Annotated in this window: 17 protein-coding genes and 2 pseudogenes; 7 read left to right on the top strand and 12 right to left on the bottom strand. The window is 45.3% G+C overall.

All coding sequences use genetic code 11. From position 1 onward, the window contains the following. The 3 genes from MES37_RS17235 to MES37_RS17225 all read right to left on the bottom strand — a co-directional run. The coding region (locus MES37_RS17235) for a sodium:solute symporter family transporter (protein ID WP_443107488.1) at nt 1-1,012 on the bottom strand (1,012 nt) is incomplete at its 3' end. A gap of 281 nt (nt 1,013-1,293) precedes the next feature. Continuing rightward, nucleotides 1,294-2,172, bottom strand: a complete 879-nt coding sequence (locus MES37_RS17230; protein WP_133522402.1) for an NAD(P)-dependent oxidoreductase — start codon at nt 2,170-2,172, stop codon at nt 1,294-1,296. A 430-nt stretch (nt 2,173-2,602) separates the two neighbouring features. Beyond that, complete coding sequence (locus MES37_RS17225) at nt 2,603-3,271, bottom strand: FadR/GntR family transcriptional regulator (RefSeq protein ID WP_237932140.1); 669 nt, start codon at nt 3,269-3,271, stop codon at nt 2,603-2,605. 419 nt (nt 3,272-3,690) lie between these two features. Between MES37_RS17225 and MES37_RS17220 the strand changes: the two genes are divergently transcribed. The 3 genes from MES37_RS17220 (at nt 3,691) to MES37_RS17210 (ending at nt 6,855) form a co-directional block, all read left to right on the top strand. Continuing rightward, the gene (locus tag MES37_RS17220; protein ID WP_074388599.1) at nt 3,691-5,031 is read left to right on the top strand and encodes an MATE family efflux transporter; all 1,341 of its coding nucleotides are present in this window, start codon (nt 3,691-3,693) and stop codon (nt 5,029-5,031) included. A gap of 533 nt (nt 5,032-5,564) precedes the next feature. Next, nucleotides 5,565-5,738: a hypothetical protein gene (locus MES37_RS17215; protein ID WP_157092971.1), complete on the top strand. Its 174-nt coding sequence runs from the start codon at nt 5,565-5,567 to the stop codon at nt 5,736-5,738. Nucleotides 5,739-5,805: 67 nt separating this feature from the next. Then, entirely contained in the window at nt 5,806-6,855 is a 1,050-nt protein-coding gene (locus MES37_RS17210) for a polysaccharide lyase family 7 protein (protein ID WP_064548791.1), read from the top strand. A gap of 125 nt (nt 6,856-6,980) precedes the next feature. Here MES37_RS17210 and MES37_RS24755 read toward each other — a convergent pair whose 3' ends face one another. From MES37_RS24755 to MES37_RS17195, 4 genes are all read right to left on the bottom strand, one after another. Further along, complete coding sequence (locus MES37_RS24755; RefSeq protein ID WP_273694507.1) at nt 6,981-7,250, bottom strand: polysaccharide lyase family 7 protein; 270 nt, start codon at nt 7,248-7,250, stop codon at nt 6,981-6,983. Between the two features lie 146 nt (nt 7,251-7,396). After that, entirely contained in the window at nt 7,397-7,753 is a 357-nt protein-coding gene (locus tag MES37_RS17205) for a polysaccharide lyase family 7 protein (RefSeq protein ID WP_064548794.1), read from the bottom strand. A 299-nt stretch (nt 7,754-8,052) separates the two neighbouring features. Continuing rightward, complete coding sequence (locus MES37_RS17200; protein WP_237932137.1) at nt 8,053-10,209, bottom strand: heparinase II/III domain-containing protein; 2,157 nt, start codon at nt 10,207-10,209, stop codon at nt 8,053-8,055. Then, nucleotides 10,209-12,365, bottom strand: coding sequence for a heparinase II/III domain-containing protein (locus tag MES37_RS17195; RefSeq protein WP_237932134.1), 2,157 nt, complete (start codon nt 12,363-12,365; stop codon nt 10,209-10,211). The genes MES37_RS17200 and MES37_RS17195 overlap by 1 nt, the downstream gene beginning before the upstream one ends. A 310-nt stretch (nt 12,366-12,675) precedes the next feature. Between MES37_RS17195 and MES37_RS17190 the strand changes: the two genes are divergently transcribed. From MES37_RS17190 to MES37_RS17180, 3 genes and pseudogenes are all read left to right on the top strand, one after another. Next, nucleotides 12,676-13,011 carry a cupin domain-containing protein gene (locus MES37_RS17190; protein ID WP_064548800.1) on the top strand — a complete coding sequence of 112 codons (336 nt, stop codon included), beginning with the start codon at nt 12,676-12,678 and terminating at the stop codon, nt 13,009-13,011. Nucleotides 13,012-13,602: 591 nt separating this feature from the next. Further along, nucleotides 13,603-13,743 (top strand): annotated as a pseudogene (locus tag MES37_RS17185) (IS3 family transposase); the annotation flags it as partial. Nucleotide 13,744: 1 nt separating this feature from the next. After that, nucleotides 13,745-13,961: pseudogene (locus MES37_RS17180) on the top strand (transposase); the annotation flags it as partial. Between the two features lie 61 nt (nt 13,962-14,022). Here MES37_RS17180 and MES37_RS17175 read toward each other — a convergent pair. Continuing rightward, nucleotides 14,023-14,715 (bottom strand): outer membrane protein, encoded by a 693-nt coding sequence (locus tag MES37_RS17175; RefSeq protein WP_064548806.1) that lies wholly within the window; start codon nt 14,713-14,715, stop codon nt 14,023-14,025. Nucleotides 14,716-15,367: 652 nt separating this feature from the next. Here MES37_RS17175 and MES37_RS17170 point away from each other — a divergent pair. Continuing rightward, on the top strand, nt 15,368-16,138 hold the full coding sequence (locus tag MES37_RS17170; RefSeq protein WP_064548808.1) for an IclR family transcriptional regulator: 771 nt from the start codon (nt 15,368-15,370) through the stop codon (nt 16,136-16,138). Nucleotides 16,139-16,152: 14 nt separating this feature from the next. Here MES37_RS17170 and MES37_RS17165 read toward each other — a convergent pair whose 3' ends face one another. From MES37_RS17165 to MES37_RS17150, 4 genes are all read right to left on the bottom strand, one after another. Next, nucleotides 16,153-17,775: a glycoside hydrolase family 43 protein gene (locus tag MES37_RS17165; RefSeq protein ID WP_237932132.1), complete on the bottom strand. Its 1,623-nt coding sequence runs from the start codon at nt 17,773-17,775 to the stop codon at nt 16,153-16,155. Between the two features lie 10 nt (nt 17,776-17,785). After that, entirely contained in the window at nt 17,786-19,165 is a 1,380-nt protein-coding gene (locus MES37_RS17160; RefSeq protein ID WP_064548813.1) for a glycoside-pentoside-hexuronide (GPH):cation symporter, read from the bottom strand. A gap of 333 nt (nt 19,166-19,498) precedes the next feature. Beyond that, nucleotides 19,499-21,466 (bottom strand): YjhG/YagF family D-xylonate dehydratase, encoded by a 1,968-nt coding sequence (locus MES37_RS17155; protein WP_237932130.1) that lies wholly within the window; start codon nt 21,464-21,466, stop codon nt 19,499-19,501. 15 nt (nt 21,467-21,481) lie between these two features. After that, on the bottom strand, nt 21,482-21,822 hold a 341-nt coding region (locus MES37_RS17150; protein WP_237932128.1), incomplete at its 5' end, for a dihydrodipicolinate synthase family protein.

Here is a 21,822-nt window from a genome sequence, read left to right as displayed (position 1 = left end):
CCATAGAGGACATCGTTGCTGCGAACATAGCTGCAATCAGTAAGCCAACCATACCGACAGGCATATATTTCTGAACAAAATATAAATATGCAAAGTCTGCAGCTTTTTTCCCTGCTTCTGGATATGCAGCTGCTAAATCAACACCCTGGCTGGCAACAAACCATGAAGGCATAAACCAGATGAATGGTCCTACAGTCATCAATAAACAAGCAAGCAGTGCCGCTTTTTTAGCATTTTTTGAGTCTTTAGCTGCAAGATAACGGTAAGAGTTCAGCATGTTATTATTGATGCTGAATTGTTTGATAAAGATAAAGAAAGCCCAAATACCAAAGATACTTAAATAATTAAGGTCATTTCCTGAAACGAAGGAGGCTCCTTCTTGCAATGGAAAATTACTAACAATGTCGGTTACACCACCGCCTTTGATAATTGCAACTACAGCACAGGTCACGGTCACAGCCATGATAATAACCATTTGCATAAAATCAGATGCAATAACCGCCCACGATCCCCCCGTTACAGACATTACAAGCACGACCAATCCGGTAATAATAATTGTTGTTGACATATCAAAACCAAAAATACCGGATGCAATGATGGCTAAACCATTAAGCCATATACCTGCAGAAATAATGCTGTTTGGCATGCTAGACCAAGTAAAAACTTGTTCATTAAAGCGTCCGAAACGCATTCGAACAGCTTCAATTACGGTGATGACACGTAACTGGCGAAACTTCGGCGCAAAATACACATAATTCATAAAGTAGCCGAAAGCATTTGCCATAAAGATCATTGCTACAGCAAAACCATCTGTGTACGCCTTGCCGGCGGCCCCCGTAAAGGTCCAGGCACTAAATTGTGTCATGAAAGCGGTTGCCCCTACCATCCACCACAGCATGTTACCCCCACCTCGGAAATAATCACTTGTTGTACTGGTGAACGCTCGAAACATCCAACCTATTGCAATGAGAAATAAAAAATATATGCCGACTATGACTGTATTGAGTTCCATCTGTAGACCTTTTGAAGGTTAATCACTGATTGGAAATTATCATATCGTCTTAATTGATCATCTTGTATTACAATATACCCAATATGTGACTCTGATCTTAATATCTTAGAAATAAAATAATACAAGTTAACTTGAGGATGACTTTGATTAGCTCATAAGTAGAGCGGTGCATAGTGACGATGGGCAAAAAGAAAGGGGATGCAGAAAAGGGGGAGCGTTTTTGCGAAACGGGTCACGCAGCTCATTGTGCAGTGCGTGCCCCGTTATATCGAAGGCTGGACTTATTGTTTGACGGTTAAGAAATAATCAAATATTTCCGGCACATTACCCGAGCCGATCCCCGTAGTTACAGCACCTTTTAGGTTCGATGAGGTGCCTTCGGCTATTTCAGAACGACAACCCAAGTTATTCACCATTTCAAGGAAGTAGCCGAGATCTTTATTAGCATTATCGATTGAAAAACCTAAATCGCTAACCCCGTCTACTGCGTAATTTTTGCAGAATTTCATGAAAGGTGAGTTTGATGGACCTGTCGACATGATATCAAACAGTTGCTGGCGATCGACGCCAGCGAGTTTAGCCACAGCGAATGCCTGTGACATCGCACAAACGGTCGTCATTCCCATGAAATTATTGATTAATTTGGTTGTGTGACCCGCACCAAGATCGCCGAGATAAAAAATGTTTTCACCTTGAACTTCAAGAACCGGCTTCACTTTCTCAAAGGTATTTTTATCCCCCCCAACCATGATGTTAAGTAAACCATCTTTTGCGTGAGCAGGCGTTCTGCCCAGCGGGGCATCAATCATGCCGGAACCTTTTTTAGCGAGATCAGCACCAATTTTTCGGGTTGAGGCAGGGATAGATGTGCCGAAATCGATCAACACAGAACCTTCTTTTATGCCCGCCAGGATGCCGTTATCGCCATACACCACTTTTTCAACGATTGTTGATGTTGTCAGACACAGCATGATGATATCGCTTGCTGCGGCTAATTCAGCCGGAGAGTTGGCTTCAGTTGCGCCACGGGCAACTACGTCCGCAACGGCATCTTTGTTGAGATCCATCACTTTTAACTCGAAGCCATTATCTTGCAGGCATTGAACCATATTACTACCCATTAGGCCTAGGCCAATGAACCCAATCTTCGGCTTTTTCATTTATAACCCCTTGATAAATATTATTTAATAGGCATTTGACATGTTATTTGATAACCGACCGCCAAGTAACCCTGCTGTCTAATGAGGTGAATGACCGTGATAAACCTGTCTCGACAGTTTGGCGCTCCGATGACCTAACGTGAATGCACCACATGATATGTAATACAATATTATTATAATTTCAAGGAAAAGTGGTTAAGTATGAGAGGTTGCGTGAATGTCTGGCTGAAAAGATTCAAATTCTATCAGGGAAATATACCCGCCCTACTTCCAGTGGCAGAGTGTTGGCAACACTTGCTCACACCTGTGACAGACTTAAGTGAACGCAAGGGAATTAACGAGAGACACTTGTCTCTCGCCGCAGGTCTATTTCTCAATCATTTGCAAGGAGCTAAGCACGTGTTTCGACGTGTTTGATGTCCCAGATAGGCTAGCTTGTTGCTGACGGTAAACGGTGTTTGGAGTCCAACAGATGATTCACTGAGGCTTGACGGGCTTTCTCCGCATTCCCTGTCATTATGGCATCATAAATCTGTCGATGTTCATCAATGCAGGTGTTTCCCTCTTCCGAAGAGTGCGCAATGAAATTAATAAACATCGTGGTTAACACATGCCCAAAGGGTAAGAAAAAGTCATTACCTGTAGAGATGAAAACGATGCTGTGAAACTTGATATCCACATCTAACCATCGTTTTTTATCAAAGACTTGCGCGTTGGCAACTTCTAACAATTCCTGAAAAGCTTCAGATAACTGGATTCGCTGTTCAGCCGTGGCATTTCTGGCCGCAAGGGCGCAGGCCTCTGGTTCAATCGCTCGGCGTAGCCCAAGGAATTGTTGGCAAAACTGATCGATTTCAGTTAGCCCGTCCATCCATTCAATTAACTGTGGATCTAAAAAATTCCAATAGGCACGCTGTATCACTCGGGTGCCAACTTTTGGACGTGACTCCAACAAACCTTTTGACGTTAGCAGTTTGATTGCCTCACGTAGCGCGGTACGGCTAATGCCAAATTGCCCACACAGTACAATTTCCCCAGGAAGTAGAGAACCTTGAGGTATTTTTCCGGACAAAATACTGCGCGCAATTTCGCGCGCCACTTGTATATGGAGGCTTCGCCTGGAGTCGGAAATGGAATGAAATTCGCCTGGCATAAATTGCTCGCAAACAATATGTATTATTTAATTTTCATCATATCACTCCGAATCTTATCTACCAAGTATGGCATTAATAACCAATATTGATCCGGTCAGCATATTTCGTTTTGCCGCTCAAGACAGAACGTGAGAGCGACTCGTCAACGCTACTCGGAAAGCTGAATCTGAATAAATGTTAATAAATTTATGTTCTCCGCTCGAGTTTGATGTTAAAAAGATCATAAAGTGTTATTGTATTACTTATTGTGTAATCTGATGATAACTTAGGTGACGTAGAGTGTTTAACAAGTTAAATGGCGAGCCCGTGTTGAACACTATTTCGGCGACTGGCCTGTGGATGAAGTGTGTTGATGAAATCTTATATGAAAAATAATCTTTCACTGGCATGGCCTTTAGCTATCAACGCATTACTGATGCAGTCGATGTTAATGGTTGATACCTTTTTTGTTTCGCCTCTTGGGGAGGTCTCCCTCGCTGCTATGGGAATTGCCACGACAATAGTCTCTTTCATTCTTGGTATACAAATGGCATTGGCGAATGGTTCTCAGCTTGTAATGAGTCGAGCGGTTGGTTCAGGAAGCATGGTGCCCATGAATAAAAGTTTCTGGGCCGCTCTAATGATTAATGTCGCCAGCGCCATTGTATTTTGGATACTTCTTGCACTCTTTGACCGCGATTTAATAGCCCTATTGACTAATAATACAGCACTTTATGTACAAGCGGAGCGCTATCTGGAATTGGCGAAATTCATCATTGTGATAAACGCCATCACTCAGGTGCTGATTGCATTGTTCAATGCACAAGGAAAAACTAAAGTTGCGTTTGCGGGCTATCTCATCGAATTACCCATCAACGCGATGGCCTCTTATCTTTTCATCCACGGTTACAGTGAAATTGAAGGTCTTGGTTTGCAAGGCGCTGCTGCGGGCAGCTTGCTGGCTATATTCATCAGGCTCGGTTATTTGATGCATTGTCTTCAGCGTGACCGCACATTGGTTTTGTCGGTTAAGAATCTTGATGCTTCATTAAAAACAAACACTTTGAATCACTTACGGGAAATTTTTCCAGTTGCAGCAAATGTTACGATGCTACAAGTAGGTGCAACTCTTTATATGTTACTTTACTCCCAACTCTCGCTGAATGCTTATGTAGCAATGACCATTGTTATGCCGTGGATTAAAGCGGGTACTCAATTTATCACTGCATGGGCACATTCATCTGCGATTACGATTAGCCAAGCCATAGGTTCAGGTAATGTCGAAAAGTTAGTCAAAAATGTGGATATCAGTATCAATATAGCCGTGATCATTTCTTTTTTTTCGGCGGCATTTTTTTGGGTTCTGAGTTTGGTGTTGCCTGCTTTGTATCCAGACTTAGACCATTCTACTTACCAGGCTCTTTCGGTGATTGCCCCGTTATATATTTTTCTACCTATTGTTAGAGGTTACAACACGGTACATGGGCATGTGTTGCGGGCTTTAGGGAAAACCACAGGCGTGTTTATCATTAACTTCATCGGACAATGGCTTATCTCAATCCCATTGTGTGCATTGATAATATTCTATTTTGATGCGGGGATTTTTTGGGCATTCGCGATTATGCCCTTGGAAGAAATAGTGAAAGCGCTTCCTTTCCGGTCCTTGGCACGACAATCTTTGAAGGCTTTCGATTCGAAAAAAGCAAGAAATCTAATGCACGACTAAAGGTGGTTTGGTCTAAACATTCGTTTTAATTCCACTCGTTTTCTAAGGTTTAACCTAAGCGTACAACACGAACCGTATTGAGAAAACCCTGTATTCAGCAGGCCGTTCGATGCTCCATGATAGTCGTGTACCGACCAGTCTGCGATGACATCAACCATAGGATTAAGCTAGTGCGCCGGATCACATCGTATTTTTTGCATGCCCCTCTCTAACTCTCCAGTAAGACACCACGTTCACCTCAGTGATCTGTACAGAATAGCCACATTGTTAAATACATCAGATGATGACCTGGCGGTTCCCGCTGTGTTTTTTCAACGGATTGATATGTAAAATTTTTTAATGGGGAGGTATCTGCACAGTGTGTGCCGTTACGGGTGTAGCTGTCGCATTAAGTGATCATTATCACAATGGTGATATAATAATACAAATTTATTTGTTGTTTTTTAGGGGTAATGATAATGTCAGCGTGGGTAACGAAAATAGATATTTTTCAACCTATTGTAGGTTAAGCGATGGTGAATAGGTAAATCTTTATGAAAGTTAAAAAATTACGTTGGATAATTGTAGGCCTCATCGGCTTAGCTGCCGTAATTAATTATATAGATCATTCAGCATTACCTGTTATGTTGCCCTGCATTTCAGCACTGGTGCCACTAACACTAATATCAGAATTTTTCTCAAGTGAGATTAAATCAGTAGAAAAATAACTAACGGTTAGTGTCACTAAATTATCTCATGCTAAGTCTGTAAGTATAAAAACTATTGAGGTTTTATATGTTTAATAAATTATTTTGTCTGTCTTTGTTAGTGGGATTATCATCAAATGCATGGTCGACTGAAACACATGTTGATGTTTTACCCGCCGATCAGTTTGATATGTCAAACTGGAAATTAACCTTACCTTTAGATAAAGATAAAAATGGTAAAATAGATGAGATAGAAGGTGTAGCGATGTACTACTTCTCTCACCCAGATTATTTCTTTTTAGATGAAAATAAACAATTAGTATTCCAGGTTCCGAATAAGGCGATTACCACTTCAGGCTCTTCAAATGCCCGTTCTGAACTTCGTCAAATGGTTCGCGGAACGGATACGGGGATCAGTGTCAAATCACCGAAAAATAACTTTTCTCTGGCAGCGCATCCTGAAGCCAAAACATTCGGTGCTATTGGTGGAAAACTTGATGGGACGGTCAAGGTTGAACATGTATCCTTACATGCCAAACATCCTGAGAAATATCCGGCTTTCTCCGTGGTCGTTGGTCAGGTGCATGCGAATAAAGACCCAGCAATGATTGAGGCTAAAACTGGGTTTGGGTATGGTAATGAGCCCATTAAAATTTTTTATAAGAAGTGGCCACATCATAAAACTGGTTCCGTTTTCTGGACTTATGAACGTAATTTGGCAGAAAAAGATCCAAATCGTGTTGATATTGCCTATCCAGTATGGGGCTACACCTGGGAAAATACAAAGGATCCGCAAAGTTCAGGTGTTAAATTAGGTGAAGAATTTAGCTATAGAATTAATATTATTGGCAATGTTATGCATTTATATTTTACGGCACCAAACCATAAAACCGTTAGTTATAAAATAGATTTGTCAAACAATGTTGATGCCAACGGAAAAGTTGATGAAAAGGATAACTCTCATGGCTATTCAGGTGACTCATTTTATTATAAAGCGGGTGCGTACGGACAATGTAGCGTGAAGGATGGTGAAGGCTTCTGGTCTACAGGTTGTGCGGGTACCGGTGATTTTGTCGTTGATAAAGCGAATGGTGACTATAACCGCGTGTCTTTTTCAAAGTTACAACTGAGTAAGTAATCCGTAAAACAAAAAACCAGCCTCAATATTAATATATTGGGCTGGTTTTTTTCCGTGTCATGAAGGTTACTTAAAGGGCAACCTTCCTTACTTTAATGTGTCGATTTTAAATAATAAAAGGTGGCTTATGCATAGTCATCTGGCTTGCCGGTTTTGTTTTGGTTATAAACGCCGACTGTATAATACATATATTGCCCCGTTTCGTTATAGCCACTTTTCGATATATCAACCGTTTTTTCAACGTCTTTGTGACCTGCCAAAATCAGTCTGAAGTTGAGTTTGTCGCCTGTAATATTGATACGATACCTACATTTCTCACCCAGTTTTATCCCATCGGCAGGCTCCCCATAAATGGTTGCATGGTCGCTGTAACTCGGCTGCAATGTTCCAATCATCTCGTACTACTGCTCATCACCAAACCCTTTGCGCGTTCGTGGGCAAAATAAATGAAACCTTTTTCATGATTCGGGAGTTTAAGGTAGTAAAGCCTGATAGGTTCATCATTATTGGCGTGTATTTGACCAATCATTACGCGTCCAACCTACCAGTTAATGCCGGTAGTGTTCACGAGATCTACGGTCAGTGTTGCTTCCTGCGTCCCATCAATGCCACCGGCTTTTTCTTGTTCACTGCGCGCAATGGATGAGAAGACACGGTTGTTATTATTTACCCCCAGGAGAGAGATGTCGGTATCTCTATTGCGGAGCATTTCACGCAATTCCGAGCGGGTGTATGTGGTGTTCTTCGAGGTTTTTGGCCCGGTGACAGGGGTGGTAAATACCATTCCACATTGTTCATTAAAGGTGAAAAAGTTCGGGCTGGTGTAACCTGCAACCAACTCTTTTTCTTTTATTTGATCTGCTTTTTCGGCGTTATTCGCATCCGCAGGTATGGCCAAACTTATCTGCGTTTGAGTGTGAGATTGCGTATGTCTGGGAAGAAACTGCTAAGGTTGAAGCAATCGCAAAGCCGGTTTTTAGCATCACAACTGATTAGTTACGAGGGCAGAGTAGGTTCATCTTTATAGACCTCCAGTTTATCCCCTTCATCCTTCAAATTGCCGGTGCGTTGGCATGACCTGGCCACCCCAATCACCGATTTGACTCAGTGATTGGAGGGTTATCGTCGCCGCTATCTTGAATGCGTTAGGATATCTATTGTTGTTAGATCGTCATTACCTATTGCGCAGGAGTTGGCTTATTTTAAAATACGGGCAAAGGCACCTTCCCAAGTGTATTTAACACCGTCGAACTCTACGGTGTGTTTTCCTTGCTGTTGTGTATCCGCCAGATTGCAAATAGCAAAGTGATAGATGCTATCGCAGGTTGTTTCAATGCGAATCACCGTGCCGACATCGTTATCACCCACCACGTGGATTGATGTAATCCTGCCACGAGCCCCCACTGACGCCTCGATGGACTCGTTGAAGTAGCCATGGGTTTCCAGAACAGAAGCGAAAACATGGTCCTTTCCAGACTGTCGGATTATTAGAGCGGGTTCGCTTTTCAGGTTAAAATTAGGATCATTGGCTCCAGTGCGGGTGAAGAACACCTCTCCCTCATTTAGAGCACTGGTGATGAGTGAGTAATAGCTCCTGCCGTGCAGCCAGCTTACCAGTGAACTACCTTGCACTTTCCCGGATCCCAGGTTCCACAAATGCTGATATCCGTTATCAGCACCCATCGGTTTCAAGGTGCTTGCTGCGTGATAGCTGAAGTCAGTGCGGATGAGCTGCCCAGCGTAATGCACCGGGAAATCATACTGATGCTCCTGCTCAGATTTAATGCGAAAAATATCAATAACCAGTGTTTTTTCAAACGCTTCAAGTTCAGCCAGAAGCACACTACGCTGCATGTCTACACCATCGTAGTAGTCCTGTATCCGGCCACTCATACCCTGTAATTCTTTATTATCTGCGTTGAAGAAAACCCTGGAACCAAAACGTTTTTCCGCAAGTGCGGTATCAAAATGGTTTTGAGTTTTTTGGTCAACGGTGACGGTGTTGTGTGCGACAGTCTGTTTACAGTACGAAGAGTTTTCCGGGATATAACGACCACCAAATTTTGGCTCAATATTAACCCAGCGGCCAAAACCGTAATCGCGGAGCACTTCATGCCCGCGATTAAATACGCTCAGGTGCAGGCCATCGTAGTGGCCATGATCCAGCGCCGAGTGATATTGATGGTCGCTACCGTGTTGACCAAACCAAATGAGTGCCATGGTGTCGTCATTTTTTTTATCACGGTGGCGTAAAATACCCAAGCCGCCTTTTTCGCCTTTCGGACCGTCGGTGACAAACAGACTTCCCCAATCGAAAGGTTGAATATTTTCTGCGGCATCCACTGCATCTGACAGGGTTTTACCGGAGGCATGAACCCATACGTTTTGCTGGTGGTTTGCCATACCCAGCAACGTGTCAGTCTGCTCGTAGCGATGGAAGCAGACCGATGTCGCCATGATCACCCCTTCATCATTAATTGAAATGCTTTTCGATGAATCGTTGAGCGCAGGTAAGGTGCCATCAGGGAATGCAGTTTTAAACACCGCATAAGAAGTGGTTTTTATCACGGAATTATTGAATTTATAAATATTGATCTCTGGCTGGCGTCGCTCAATAGCTTCAGCAAAAAGGTAGATTGGACGAAGCGAGAAGCGGTGGTAATAAGGCCCTTCCATATAGTATCCATCAGGCGAGAATAACTGTGCCAACTGAGCTAAGAAGCCACCACTCATGCTGTCGTTTTTCAAGCCGTAAAGCGCTTTATCTACGGCGGCCTGGTCGTTGATGGCGTAGCCACAAATCCCCACAGCGGCAACAGCCCACAAACCATGGTTGTGTACGATGTCGAAATCATGACCATAGGTCACGACGAACAGCTCAATCATTTGCTTGAACAAATTTGTTTCAATGAATGTTTTCTGATCTTCAGACAAGGTGTGGTAAATGCAGCTATAGGCGCAGGATGCGTAAAGCATCCACATATTCTCGTTCAGCGTTTGATGGAATATTTTACCCGGTGGGTTACTGTCGCGGCTGATATTGCTTTCAAGTGTGGGATAAACATTGGCATATGCACTGAGCATTTCGACAATGTAGTCACGATACTTTTGCTCGCCCGTGATAAGGAACAGGCGACCTGCGAGATCTATATGGATGTAGTTCTGTTTATGGCGGTTATGCTCATAACCGCCACCTTCGCCATGACCAGGTACTTCAATACCCACGTCCACCATATAGCCGTGCGTTTGTTTAATGTCGCGAGCCAGCGCCTGGCCGAGTAGAGTATCAGTGCCAAGACTTTTTTTAAGTTCCGCGGCTTCAGCAAAGCTCATTAAAAGTGGTTGGTAATCCATTATTGTTTCTCCAGGTCTAAAGCAATGACTTCAAATGCGTAATAACCCTGCCAACTGAGTGTTTTACCGTTGAGTTCAACTTGATGATGGGTTTGCTCGTCAGCGTCAGGTCGGTTACTTATCATCACCGTGACCTGCGATTTCTTCGTGGTAATTACCACAATGCTGCCAATTTCGTTATAGCCTACGACATCGATACACGTCACTTGGCCTCGCGCATTCGTGGATTGCTCAAACTCTTCATTAAAATAGCCGTGTGTTTCCAGCGCGGAAACAAACAGGCTCGACTGACCTTTGTTGCGCAGAATGAAAGCGGGTTCACTGCGTAGGTTGAAGTTCGGATCGCTGGCACCGGTTCGCGTGAAGATCACTTCATTATTGTGATTTGTGCTGGCCCCAAACCACGTGTAAAAGGTGTGGTTCTGCAACCAACTAATCAGAACTGTTCCTTGGGCTTCACCGCTTGCGACGTTCCAGAGGTGTTGATAACCATTGCTCTGCGCAAGCGGGTGAAGTTCGGCGTGATTCTGGTAGTCGAAGTTAGTCCGGATTATTTGACCGTCGTACTGATGTGAGTAATCGTATTGATGCTCTCCTTCGCCTTTTACCCGGTAAACATCAAGTAACAGCGGCGCTTCTAGCTCATCTAAATTCAATAAAAACACGCTGCGCTGCATTTCAAAATCCGGGTAGTGGTTATTGGCAAACGCACTCATCCCTTTGATATTTGGCGCGTCAGCAACAAAGAAATGCGGTAATGCGTGTGCCTTATCGGCACGTTCAACATCAAAATTATTCTGACTTAACCCATCAATAGTGAGTGTGTTATGCGCAATCGTTTGACGGGCGTATGATTTGTTCTCATCCAGGTAACGGCCGCCGAATTTTGGTTCCACATTAACCCAACGGCAAAAGCCGTATTCACGTAAAACTTCTTGGCCTTTATTGAAGAATGTAATGCCGAGGGTATCAAAATGGCCATGCCCCATGCCGTGTTGGCCATAGTTCATGACCAGTTGTGACACATCGCCAGTTTTGTCCTTCATGCGAATGAAGCCTTGCGCGCCATTATTGCCCTCCGGCCCTTCATTCAACTCTACAGAAGGCCAGAAAGGTGGGCTGATTTCGCCCTGACTTGCGGCGTGTTCCAACGCTTGTGAGAGTGCAAGGCCGCTGGAATGCAGCCACACTTTGTTTTGAATTTTCGCCATGCCCAGAATATTGTCGTCAAGGCCATAGCGTTTTGAGTAGACACTGAGTGCAACCTGAACACCCTGATCAGTGATGGACATAGAGCGAGAAGCATCATTGAGTGCCGGAAAGGTTCCGTCAGGGTAAGCGGTGCTAAGTAAGGCCTGAATGGTATTACCAATCACCTGATTTTTGTAGTTATAGATGTCTAGTTCCGGCATGTGGCGGTGAAGAACTTCAGCGAATAGACAGGTTGGGCGAATCGAGTAACGGTGGTAATAAGGCCCTTCCATGTAATAACCCGATGGCGCGAACAATTGTGAAATTTGCGCCAAAAAGCCTCCTGAACCATTCCTTTCCAGGCCATAAACGGACATATCCAAATATTCACGTTTACCGATTGCAATACCGCAAATCCCCACGGCGGCCACCGCCCAGATACCATGGTTGTGGATGCGGTCGAAATCATGGGCATATTTAACAGTAAACATTTCCAGCATCGGCTCAAAAACACCTTTAATCACCCGCTGGCGTTCTGTTTCTGTCATGGTTGCCGCGACGTCGGAATAGGCGAGGCTGGTAAATATCAACCAACATTGCTCATTTAAGATCTGATGGAACAGACGGCCGGTTGAGTTGGTATTTTTTTGGACGTGAAAACCAAAGGTAAGATATTTGTCGGCATAAATTGCGAGCAAATTTTTCACAAACTGCGCGTATTGCTCTCTTCCGGTGATGAGGTATAAGCGCCCGGCGAGGTTCATGTAGGTGTAGTTTTCTTTGTGCCGATTGTGTTCGTAACCACCTGCCTCGCCGTGGCCCGGCACATCAAGCGCAAGACTCATGAAAGTGTCTAATTTTTTGCAGTTGGCTTCGATAGTTTTGCCCATCAGGCTTGGCTTGCCGACCTCCTTACGTAGCTGATCTATTTCTGATTCTGTTAACAACACCGACTGAGTGATCATTATTGGGTCCTGAATAAATTACTGGGTATGTTTCCACCTCCCAATAAAGTAATACAATATTAATTTAGAGTGTAGTGGCGTAACAAGAAAAGGAGATGCGAGTCATGAAAAATTGTAAAAATGTTATTCTTTCAACGCGCTACTTTTGCTTTCTCAGGATCTTTCGGCTTGTCATAGCATGGTCATCATGACTAAATTGCCTGTATATTGAAGTCAGTCACATTCAAACTCACATATTGTATTATTATATGCTCACGGCATCAGATTTTGACTGCCACTAACTTTAATAAACGCATTCAGGAGTTTGATAATGAATCCATTCTTTATAGAAGAAGAAACCCAATGGGAAGAGCTGCCAGGTGGCATCAAGCGTAAAATCGTGGGTTACACCGATGATCTGATGGTCGTGCATCTTTGCTTTGATAAAGGAGCCATTGGCGCACCGCATTCACATGAGGTTCACGATCAAATTGGCTATGTCGTAAAAGGGAGTTTTGAAGCAGAAATTGATGGTGAGAAACGGATTCTGAAACCGGGGGATGGGTATTTTGCCCGCAAACTCGTGACGCATGGTGCCGTAGCATTGGAGCAAGATAGTATTCTGCTTGATGTGTTCAATCCAGCCCGTAAAGATTTTTTAAAATGATGCCTCAGTCTGTATCGCCTCGGCTTACCATTTAATAGTATTGATTATAAATAATTTTAATAATCAATATTATTTATGGCGGTAGCGGCTGCTCACGTTTACTGGATTGGCCGCTACACAAATTCACCGGATGTGTGATTTACCCGCTAAGGGAAAAGCCCTCAGAACGGCGACGTTCACGATCGGCAGGAAACGATTTCAGAACTTATGATACCGAAGAGGGTAAAACACTCAATTCAGCGACCAACTGAAGAACAGGTACAACAGAGATGTTCTTGCCACAGTGCTGGCACGCTCTTCCCGATGCTGAATCAACAACATAACAGTAAAATTGTGGGAATGATTTACATCCTGCAATTCGCTATATTAATCGTGAGTCACAACGACTCACGATCATTTAACAAATACTGCCCCCCATCTTGCCGTCAGGGGGCTAACTGATCGCCATTAACATCCAATATCTGCCCGGTAAACTGACCTGAATATCCTGGCTGAGATGGGTAAAAAACTGCAGGCTGAAGAGTATTCGGTGAGATGGATGCCGAAATGCGTCAGCAAGTAGAAGTCCAGAAAGCATTTTTCCGGCAGTATCCGGAGCGGCGAAGTTGCCGGGATAAGCGCGATGCCGTACTAATGCCTGAGATAAAGCGCGTATACAAAGAAAACTACAGCGTTGACGGTGTGCGTAAGGTCTGGCGGCAGCTAAAACGTGAAGGTGTCAGTGTTGCCCGATTCGAGGAAAGGCAACTGTCTGGATAATGCGATGGCTCAAAGTTTTTTTTAGCACTCTTAAATCGGAGTGTTTTTATCTGAATAGGTACGACAGTATCAATGAGCTAAAACAGGCCGTTGATGAATATATCCATTATTACAACCATGAACGTATCAGCCTGAGACTGAAAGCCCTGAGTCCGGTGGAATACCGAACCCAGGCCTTATTAGCCGCCTGATGCAAACTGTCCAACTTTATGAGGTCAGTTCAGAAGAGGGCTATTGTTTTGGTGTCGTTTCTTAAAAATAATAATTCACACGTAGAGTGACTTCTGAATAATCCGTTTTGAATTTCGGATAAGCATCATTGGCACCAACTGGGGTAAACGCGTCACTTTCCCCTAAGTCTGTATAACGATATTCAAGGGCCGTCGAGAAGTTGTCGCTAAACTTCCATTCAACACCCGCACCAACGTTATAACCCGCGCGGGTATCATCAATTGCTGTGTTAAATGCCGTGCCGCAATCCTGAACGGCTGGGGCTGGATTAACCGAGCATCCCTTTGCTAATTCCATTGAGGCAACGGTTAAACCTGCGGTGACATATGGCAACCAGTTACCAATCGCATAGCCAGCTTTGAAATTTAAATTGAATGCCTGATTAATATCTACTTCGTCATACCATGAAGAATGTGACGGATTATTGAGGCCGCCGCTAATGTTGGCTCCTGAAAATCCGGTTTCAACCCCTAAAACAATATCGTTATCCAGTTGCCAGTTATACCCGGCCTGAATGCCGCCGATAGTTCCATCAATATCGCGTGGAGTTCCATGTGGCTCGCCTGCTCCCGGAGACACAGAAACATCCTGATTAGTTCCGCTGCCATAACCAAGGTTTCCACCCACATACCAGCCATCGAATGATTTTGCGGAATCGGCAAAAGCCGAGCCGGATGAAAGTAGCATTACAATTACTAATAATGTTTTACGCATCTTTCCCTCTGCAATCGGATGTTTAAATTAAGTTCTGTGTTGTTTTTTTGTACTACATGCCGAAAGCAGGTTAGCGTTATTGTTCATTATTACAGCGATTTTTTTATTCAAAAAAATCAATAAAATGTGTTGAAAATTTTAAAAAACACATCTGCCATCTGATGATGTGGTCAGACTATCGGCCAGGCCTTCTGCAAGCAGCCCTATGGCATCTCAAAGTATCAAAACAAAGACACGCTCGCGCTCCGCAAAATCTCGGATGGAGCTATCATTATTGGTCAAGGGGTATCGCAGAATGAAAAGCGATATCAACCAAAGAAATAGCAACTACTACATCGTCTTGGGTTTAACAGACAGACTCCTGCGCACCATTAAAAATGACTTGAAAATAGCGACACAAAAACATCTGAGGGCACATTTGGAGGTGTTTCGTTAAGTAGTGCTTTAAAATAACCAGTTAAAATAATCAATTATGGATTTATATCGACTCCTGTAGGCATTTCGCCTTTATACTCCCTAAAACTTTCTGTCCCGACTTCTACACCAATAACTCCCCCCAGCCTGAAACCGTGAACAATGGTTTAATTGATTTTATTGCGCAAAAAGAGTACGTTCACGCGAGGAATTTTTATTGTGGACGGTACATAAAATTATGCCAATAATTCAGTCGGTTGAGCGTGCCTTACAGATTCTTGACTTGTTTAACGAGCAAGCAACAGAGCTGAAAATCACCGAAATTAGCCAGCTCATGGGTTTGAGCAAAAGTACCCTCCACTCCATTCTGAAAACACTCCAGCTTCATGGTTATATCGATCAGAACCCTGAAAATGGCAAATATCGTCTGGGAATGAAACTGGTAGAACGCGGCCATTTTGTTGTTGGTTCGATGGATATTCGTCAGAAGGCGAAAAGCTGGCTTACTGAGCTTTCGCTCAAAACCGGCCAAACCACACATCTCGGTGTCCTGGATGGAAACGAAGGTGTGTATATAGAGAAGATTGAAGGGAAGCTTGCGGCTATCGCTTATTCACGTATTGGCCGCCGACTGCCCGTGCATTCAACCGCAATTGGTAAAGTTTTAATCGCCTGGCTTAGGGAAGCGGAACTGAAAACGTTGCTGCAAAACTATGAGTACAGCCGTTATACCCCCGCCACAATCTGCACTCGTGAAGTATTACTGGATGCGCTTGCACAGACCCGTGAACTTAGTTATTCCATTGATAATGAAGAAAATGAGCAAGGTGTTCGCTGTGTTGCTGTACCCGTATGGAACCATGAATCCAGGGTGATTGCAGCACTCAGCCTTTCCACACTGAAATCCCGGGTGGATGATAACCAGCTGGATGTGTATTGCCAGTTACTGAAAGAAGCCGGTCAGCAACTTTCTGCTGAACTGGGCTACCCGGCAAAAATGCGCAAATAGCCCAGTATTGCGAATTAACTTTCTGCTGCTGGCTGGTAACTGAAATAATCAAAATCGGCGTGGCAGCCATCACCACTGATATCTTCGCAGTGCAGTCCGACAAACGCCCCGGTAAAGAAGCCCCGCCCAGCGATATAATCATCGGATAGCTTCCACGCCTCAAAGGTTAGTGGGATCGTCTGCCAGTTTTTGCCATCGAACGAATAGCTGTAGTAATAGCTCAGTCGGTCCACATTCACTCGTAACCAGACGCTCTCCACATTATCGGGTACCTGAATCGGCTCATCGTGTAACGGCCAGGCAGGAACATTGCGGTCAAGTTGAATGATTTTCAGAGTGCGGCCTCTCCCCTCTTCCCAATCCATAAAACAGTACGACCAGTTTTTAGTGTTGTAATAACAGGTCATCCCGGCGCTTTGTTGGAAATGGGCCGGTGAAAACTGCATTCTGGTTTCGGCCTGGAAAACAAAGTGTTGCCAGCGCCGCGCCACCGTTGACTGGGTGAATCTTGAGTTCAGGGAATCGTTGCCGTACAACCGCAGAAAACCCCGGCGCTCGGTCAGTGACCCTAAGTTTTCATCAAATGGAATACGCAGGGTTTGCAGCTCTGGGTTAAGGCTCTCGCCATTAAAATCTTCAAACCAATTCTCATCATCTGTTGGCGTGGACTCCTGCATTTGTGGGCCTGCGACCGTTTGTGCTGCGTGTTTTCCACCTTTCACATACGGCCAGCCATCGCGCCACTCAAGGCCGGTAATTCCTGTTTCTCTGCCAAGCGAGCAATAACCTCGCCCGCCCGCAGCCAGCAGCGGAATACCCGGCAGCCTCTGAGGGCGGCTGGTGAGATAGGCCATATACCATTCACCCGTATGGGTTTCCAGCAACGATCCATGCCCGCTTTTTTGCAATGGATTTTCTGGCAAATGCCAGCTGGTCATGACCGTTGTTTCCGGGTGGAGCTCCCACGGGCCATCGAGTGTTGTGGAACGGAGCACTACAACCGCATGTTCGTAGCTGGTTCCACCTTCAGCGACCATCAGATAGTAATAGCCCTCTTTCTGATAGATATGCGCCCCTTCGGTGTAGCCCAGCGGGGTGCCGGTAAATAGGGTTTTTCGCTCTGAAGAGAGCTTTTTCTGTTCAGGGAAATACTCCTGCAACACGATGGTATTATGCGGATTACTGTGATGCCGCGGTCCCCACGGGCGATATACGTAATATTTTCTTCCGTCAGTATCGTGGAACAGCGACGGGTCAAACCCGCCATTTCCCATCGCGACAGGCTCGCTCCATGGCCCTTCGACAGAAGGTGCAGTCACCAGGTAATTACGACCATTTTTCCACGGTGAGTCGACAATTTTCACATCCGTATACAGCAGCCAGAACTGCCCATCGGCGTAACTCAGGCAAGGCGCCCAAATGCCACCAGAATCCGGGTTGCCTTTCATATCCAGCATCGATACACGATCCAGCGGGCAACTCACCAGCGACCAGTGTTTCAAATCCCTGGAGTGGTAAATACGCACGCCAGGAAACCATTCAAAGGTCGAAGTGGCAATGTAGTAATCCTCTCCCTGACGGCAAAGAGAGGGATCAGGGTTAAAACCTTTCAAAATCGGATTGGTAATGTTGTACATTTTTTTCCCCTTAGTTTGACGCCGCGACCGTGGTACCCGAAATCTCTTCTTCCTTGCGCGCGCGATTTTGCAATAGCTGCTGACTGATTTCTTCAACGCGTTCACTGCTCAGTTTGTACATCGACAGCATGATAAACATCCCCACGTACAGTACGACCGGAACCACACAGAACAGAATTTTTATGGTATCTAAGACGTTATCCGGTTGAACCACGTTGCTTGCGGAGTAATCAACAAAGGCGAGGATCCAGCCCACCACCGCACCACCAATCGCCAGGCCAATTTTCAGGCTGAACAAATAGGTTGAGAAAACCAGGCCATCAAGACGGCGCCCACTGCGGCTTTCCTCGTAATCCACGACGTCCGAAGCCATCAGCCATTGCAGTGGTGTGGTGGTATTGAAAATAAACAGGAACAGAATATTCAACGCGAATATCAGACCAATACTGTGAGATGGGGTAACAAAAATAAGCAGGCTAATCACTGAATAAACCACGATTATCCATTTAAACGAGGTGACACGGTCAAAACGTCCCAGTAGGCGGGATGAGCACAGTGAACCCAGCATGGTGGCGATACTGCCATAGAGTAAAAATTGGGTTGCAAGCTCTGGGTGATCCATAACGTATTTCACGAAATAGAGTGTTGCACCGCCACGAACCACGTTAGAACAGGTCGCCATCATTTTGAAGGCGCACATAATTCGCCACTGGCTATTCCCAAACAGATGCCTGAGATCTTTTTTGATTGAAGAATTAGGTTGGACCTCAAAAGTGTAACGTTCTTTTGTGGCGAAGAAACAAATTAAAAGAAGTGCCACACCGCTAATACCCAACACACACATGGCACCGAAATACCCAACCTGCTCATTGCCTTTACCAATAATTTTCACCAGTGGTAAAGCAATACCACTTATTGCCAGGGAACCCGCAGCTGCCAGGAAAAAACGCCACGATTGCAGCGCATGGCGCTCTTTTGGATCGGCAGTAATAACACCAGGCATTGCACAGTAAGGCACATTAACAAAGGTATAAACCAGCGTGAGTAATATATATGTTACCGATGCGTATATTATTTTTCCCTGAGCGGAAAAATCAGGGGTATAAAACGTCAGAACACAAACAATACCGAAAGGGATCGCCCCCCATAACAAGAATGGACGGAATTGTCCGTGGCGTGTTCGGGTCCTGTCGACCCACAATCCCATAATGGGATCGGTCACCGCATCCAGTACCCTGGAGACCAGAAAAAGTGTGCCCATGATGCCTGCTGAAAGCCCAAAAACATCGGTGTAAAAGTAGGCAAGCAAAAACATGGTTGCCTGCCAGACAAACCCGCAGGCGGTGTCTCCCAGGCCATAACCAATTTTATCTTTCATTGTTAACTGCATTTTTACCCCCAACTCATAATAATATGGATTAAATTACCAACAGCAGGGACCTACAAAATGAAAAAAAATAAAACCTGCACTTTGCCAGGAATACACCCTTTATTTTTGTGACTTTAAACAAGCTGCTTAATAATCCAATTGTAGGATTCATCCATAAGCACCATCAATAATCATTTTTCACTTCATAATTATGATTTCTGGTTTTTGTGATATCGCCCGCGTGATATAAAAATACCTTCCAAATAATTCATTAATCAGAGTTCACACTATTATTTTCATTAAGACGTGCGTCATCACCGGTCAAATAAAAACCGGTGATAATGAGATTTTTAATTAAATACCGAGTGCTTTTTTCCCGGCATTAATAACTTCTATAATTTTATCGGTGTCATAAATACAACCTTTCCAGGTTCCACCGCTTACAGACTGTAATGCCGCCCACAAACGGGTGTCATCTGGTAAATAGTCGTGAGGATGTAAATCAGGATGACTTTCCCGCTCAAGTAATACCTCCACCCCCTGTTCAGGCGTAAGAGGAATATCTTCGCTACCAATAAAGTTCACAGATCCACTGAGTGAATGACGATCAACGACAATTTCAATAATATCATTATCACGCAATTTCCCAATTGGCCCGCCTGCCAGCGCTTCCGGTGCGACATGACCGAGACACGCACCGGTTGAAACGCCAGAGAATCGCGCATCGGTTATCAGTGAAACTGTTTTTCCCCAGGAAATATGCTTCAAAGCGGAGGTTAACTGGTAGGTTTCTTCCATTCCCGTTCCCGATGGCCCACCACCTATTACCACCATAATGTCGCCCTGTTCAATATCGCCATTCTTAATGGCCTTAATCGCCTGAGCTTCCGCAACAAATACCCGCGCCCTGCCGGTATGGCGATAAACGCCATCTTCATCAACAACTGAGGGATCAATCGCCGTCGCCTTGATGACCGAGCCTTCAGGTGCAATATTGCCTGTCGGGAAAGAAATGGTGGAAGTCATGCCGCGTGCTTTTGCAGCACTCGGGGACATAATGACGCTATCAGGATCGACACCGTCCTGATCCAGTAAACACTGACGGAATTTTTCACGGCGCTCGGATGCTTCCCACCAGTCGAGGTTTTCACCTAATGTCTGCCCGGTGACCGTCATCACATCTTCATGGAGCAGCCCAAGTTTACGCAGATGCAGCATCACTTCTGGCACACCACCGGCCAGATATGCCCGCACCGTCGGGTGATAATCCGGCCCGTTCGGTAACACACTCACCAGACGCGGGACTTTTCGATTGATTCGTGCCCAATGCTCAACATCCGGCAATGTACAGCGTGCCGCATGGGCAATAGCAGGAATGTGCAGCAGTAAGTTAGTGGAACCGCCAAACGCCGCATGAACCACCATCGCGTTTTCAATCGCTTTATCCGTGAGAATATCGCCGGTGGTGATCCCTTTTTCATCCAGCGCGAGGACGGCACGAGCGGACTGACGAGCGATTTCCAGCCAGACTTCCTGCCCTGAAGGTGCCAGCGCTGAGTGAGGTAAAGCAAGACCCAGTGCTTCTGCCACCACCTGTGCCGTACCAGCCGTTCCTAAAAACTGGCAACCCCCTCCCGGAGACGCACACGCCCGGCAACCTAACTCAGCAGCTTCTTTCAAAGTGAGTTCATGGTTGGCGAAGCGTGCACCGATAGTCTGAATTTTACCGGCATCCTCACCAAAAGTAGGTGGCAATGTAGCGCCACCAGGTACCAGGATGGTCGGTAACTGGTGCATTGAAGCGAGCGCAATCATGGTTGCAGGCAAGCCTTTATCACAAGTTGCCACGCCAATCACCGCACGACGAGTTGGCAATGAACGAATCAGACGGCGAAAAACAATCGCGGCATCGTTGCGATAAGGCAGTGAATCAAACATACCATGAGTGCCTTGCGAACGGCCATCGCAAGGGTCGCTGACAAACGCAGCAAAAGGAATACCGCCATGGCCCGTTATCTCTCTTGCCGCGGCGGCCATCTGCAAACCAATTTCCCAGTGCCCAGTGTGATAACCCAGTGCCACAGGTCTGCCGTCCGGCTCCCGAATTCCCCCCATGGTCCCCAACAGAAGCACTTCTTTTCCCGTGAGTTTATTGGCATCCCAACCCATACCCGCATTTTGCGTTAGGCCGAACAGATTTCCACTTGGGGATTCCAGCAGCATTTTTGGCGTTAACGGTAATGCCCCCTGCGGCCCTGCGGCATGGGTTTTAACCTGGTAAAAAGCGGCATCTTGCGGTGTAAAAATTGACTCGATTGACATTGCTATGCTTCCCACTCAACACAGTTCAAGTTGTTTCAGGAGTGCCCCAAGCTTTTGCCGGCGCTCTGCGTCAAGCGGCGCACATGGAGGATGGCACCAGGTGGAGATATCCCTGCCACATAGCACAATAGCTTCTTTAATCACGTTAATAAACGGAGTATCGAGTTGATAAATTTGCGGAATTTGCAGCAGTTTTTGGTGCAGGCTCGCAGCTTGTTGTAAATCTCCGTCACGGAAGGCACGCAACAACCCGACCGATAGCTGCGGGGCAAAATTGACGCTCGCGGAGATGCCACCATCCCCCCCCAACAGCAACGTATTAAACAGGTGATCATCAAAACCGCACAGTACAGAAA

Origin of the sequence: Buttiauxella sp. S19-1 (assembly GCF_022134725.1) — a bacterium.
In the GTDB taxonomy this organism is placed as follows: Bacteria; Pseudomonadota; Gammaproteobacteria; order Enterobacterales; family Enterobacteriaceae; genus Buttiauxella; species Buttiauxella ferragutiae.
The sequence above is the reverse complement of the archived record's forward strand: the minus strand, read 5'-3'. Positions and strand labels throughout refer to the sequence as shown.

Bases quoted from the DNA above. Each gene is read 5' to 3' on its own strand.
- MES37_RS17230 (WP_133522402.1), bottom strand. From the start codon at position 2,172: ATGAAAAAGCCGAAGATTGGGTTCATTGGCCTAGGCCTAATGGGTAGT.
- MES37_RS17220 (WP_074388599.1), top strand. From the start codon at position 3,691: ATGAAAAATAATCTTTCACTGGCATGGCCTTTAGCTATCAACGCATTA.
- MES37_RS17215 (WP_157092971.1), top strand. From the start codon at position 5,565: ATGAAAGTTAAAAAATTACGTTGGATAATTGTAGGCCTCATCGGCTTA.
- MES37_RS17210 (WP_064548791.1), top strand. From the start codon at position 5,806: ATGTTTAATAAATTATTTTGTCTGTCTTTGTTAGTGGGATTATCATCA.
- MES37_RS24755 (WP_273694507.1), bottom strand. From the start codon at position 7,250: ATGATTGGAACATTGCAGCCGAGTTACAGCGACCATGCAACCATTTAT.
- MES37_RS17200 (WP_237932137.1), bottom strand. From the start codon at position 10,209: ATGGATTACCAACCACTTTTAATGAGCTTTGCTGAAGCCGCGGAACTT.
- MES37_RS17195 (WP_237932134.1), bottom strand. From the start codon at position 12,365: ATGATCACTCAGTCGGTGTTGTTAACAGAATCAGAAATAGATCAGCTA.
- MES37_RS17190 (WP_064548800.1), top strand. From the start codon at position 12,676: ATGAATCCATTCTTTATAGAAGAAGAAACCCAATGGGAAGAGCTGCCA.
- MES37_RS17175 (WP_064548806.1), bottom strand. From the start codon at position 14,715: ATGCGTAAAACATTATTAGTAATTGTAATGCTACTTTCATCCGGCTCG.
- MES37_RS17170 (WP_064548808.1), top strand. From the start codon at position 15,368: ATGCCAATAATTCAGTCGGTTGAGCGTGCCTTACAGATTCTTGACTTG.
- MES37_RS17165 (WP_237932132.1), bottom strand. From the start codon at position 17,775: ATGTACAACATTACCAATCCGATTTTGAAAGGTTTTAACCCTGATCCC.
- MES37_RS17160 (WP_064548813.1), bottom strand. From the start codon at position 19,165: ATGCAGTTAACAATGAAAGATAAAATTGGTTATGGCCTGGGAGACACC.
- MES37_RS17155 (WP_237932130.1), bottom strand. From the start codon at position 21,466: ATGTCAATCGAGTCAATTTTTACACCGCAAGATGCCGCTTTTTACCAG.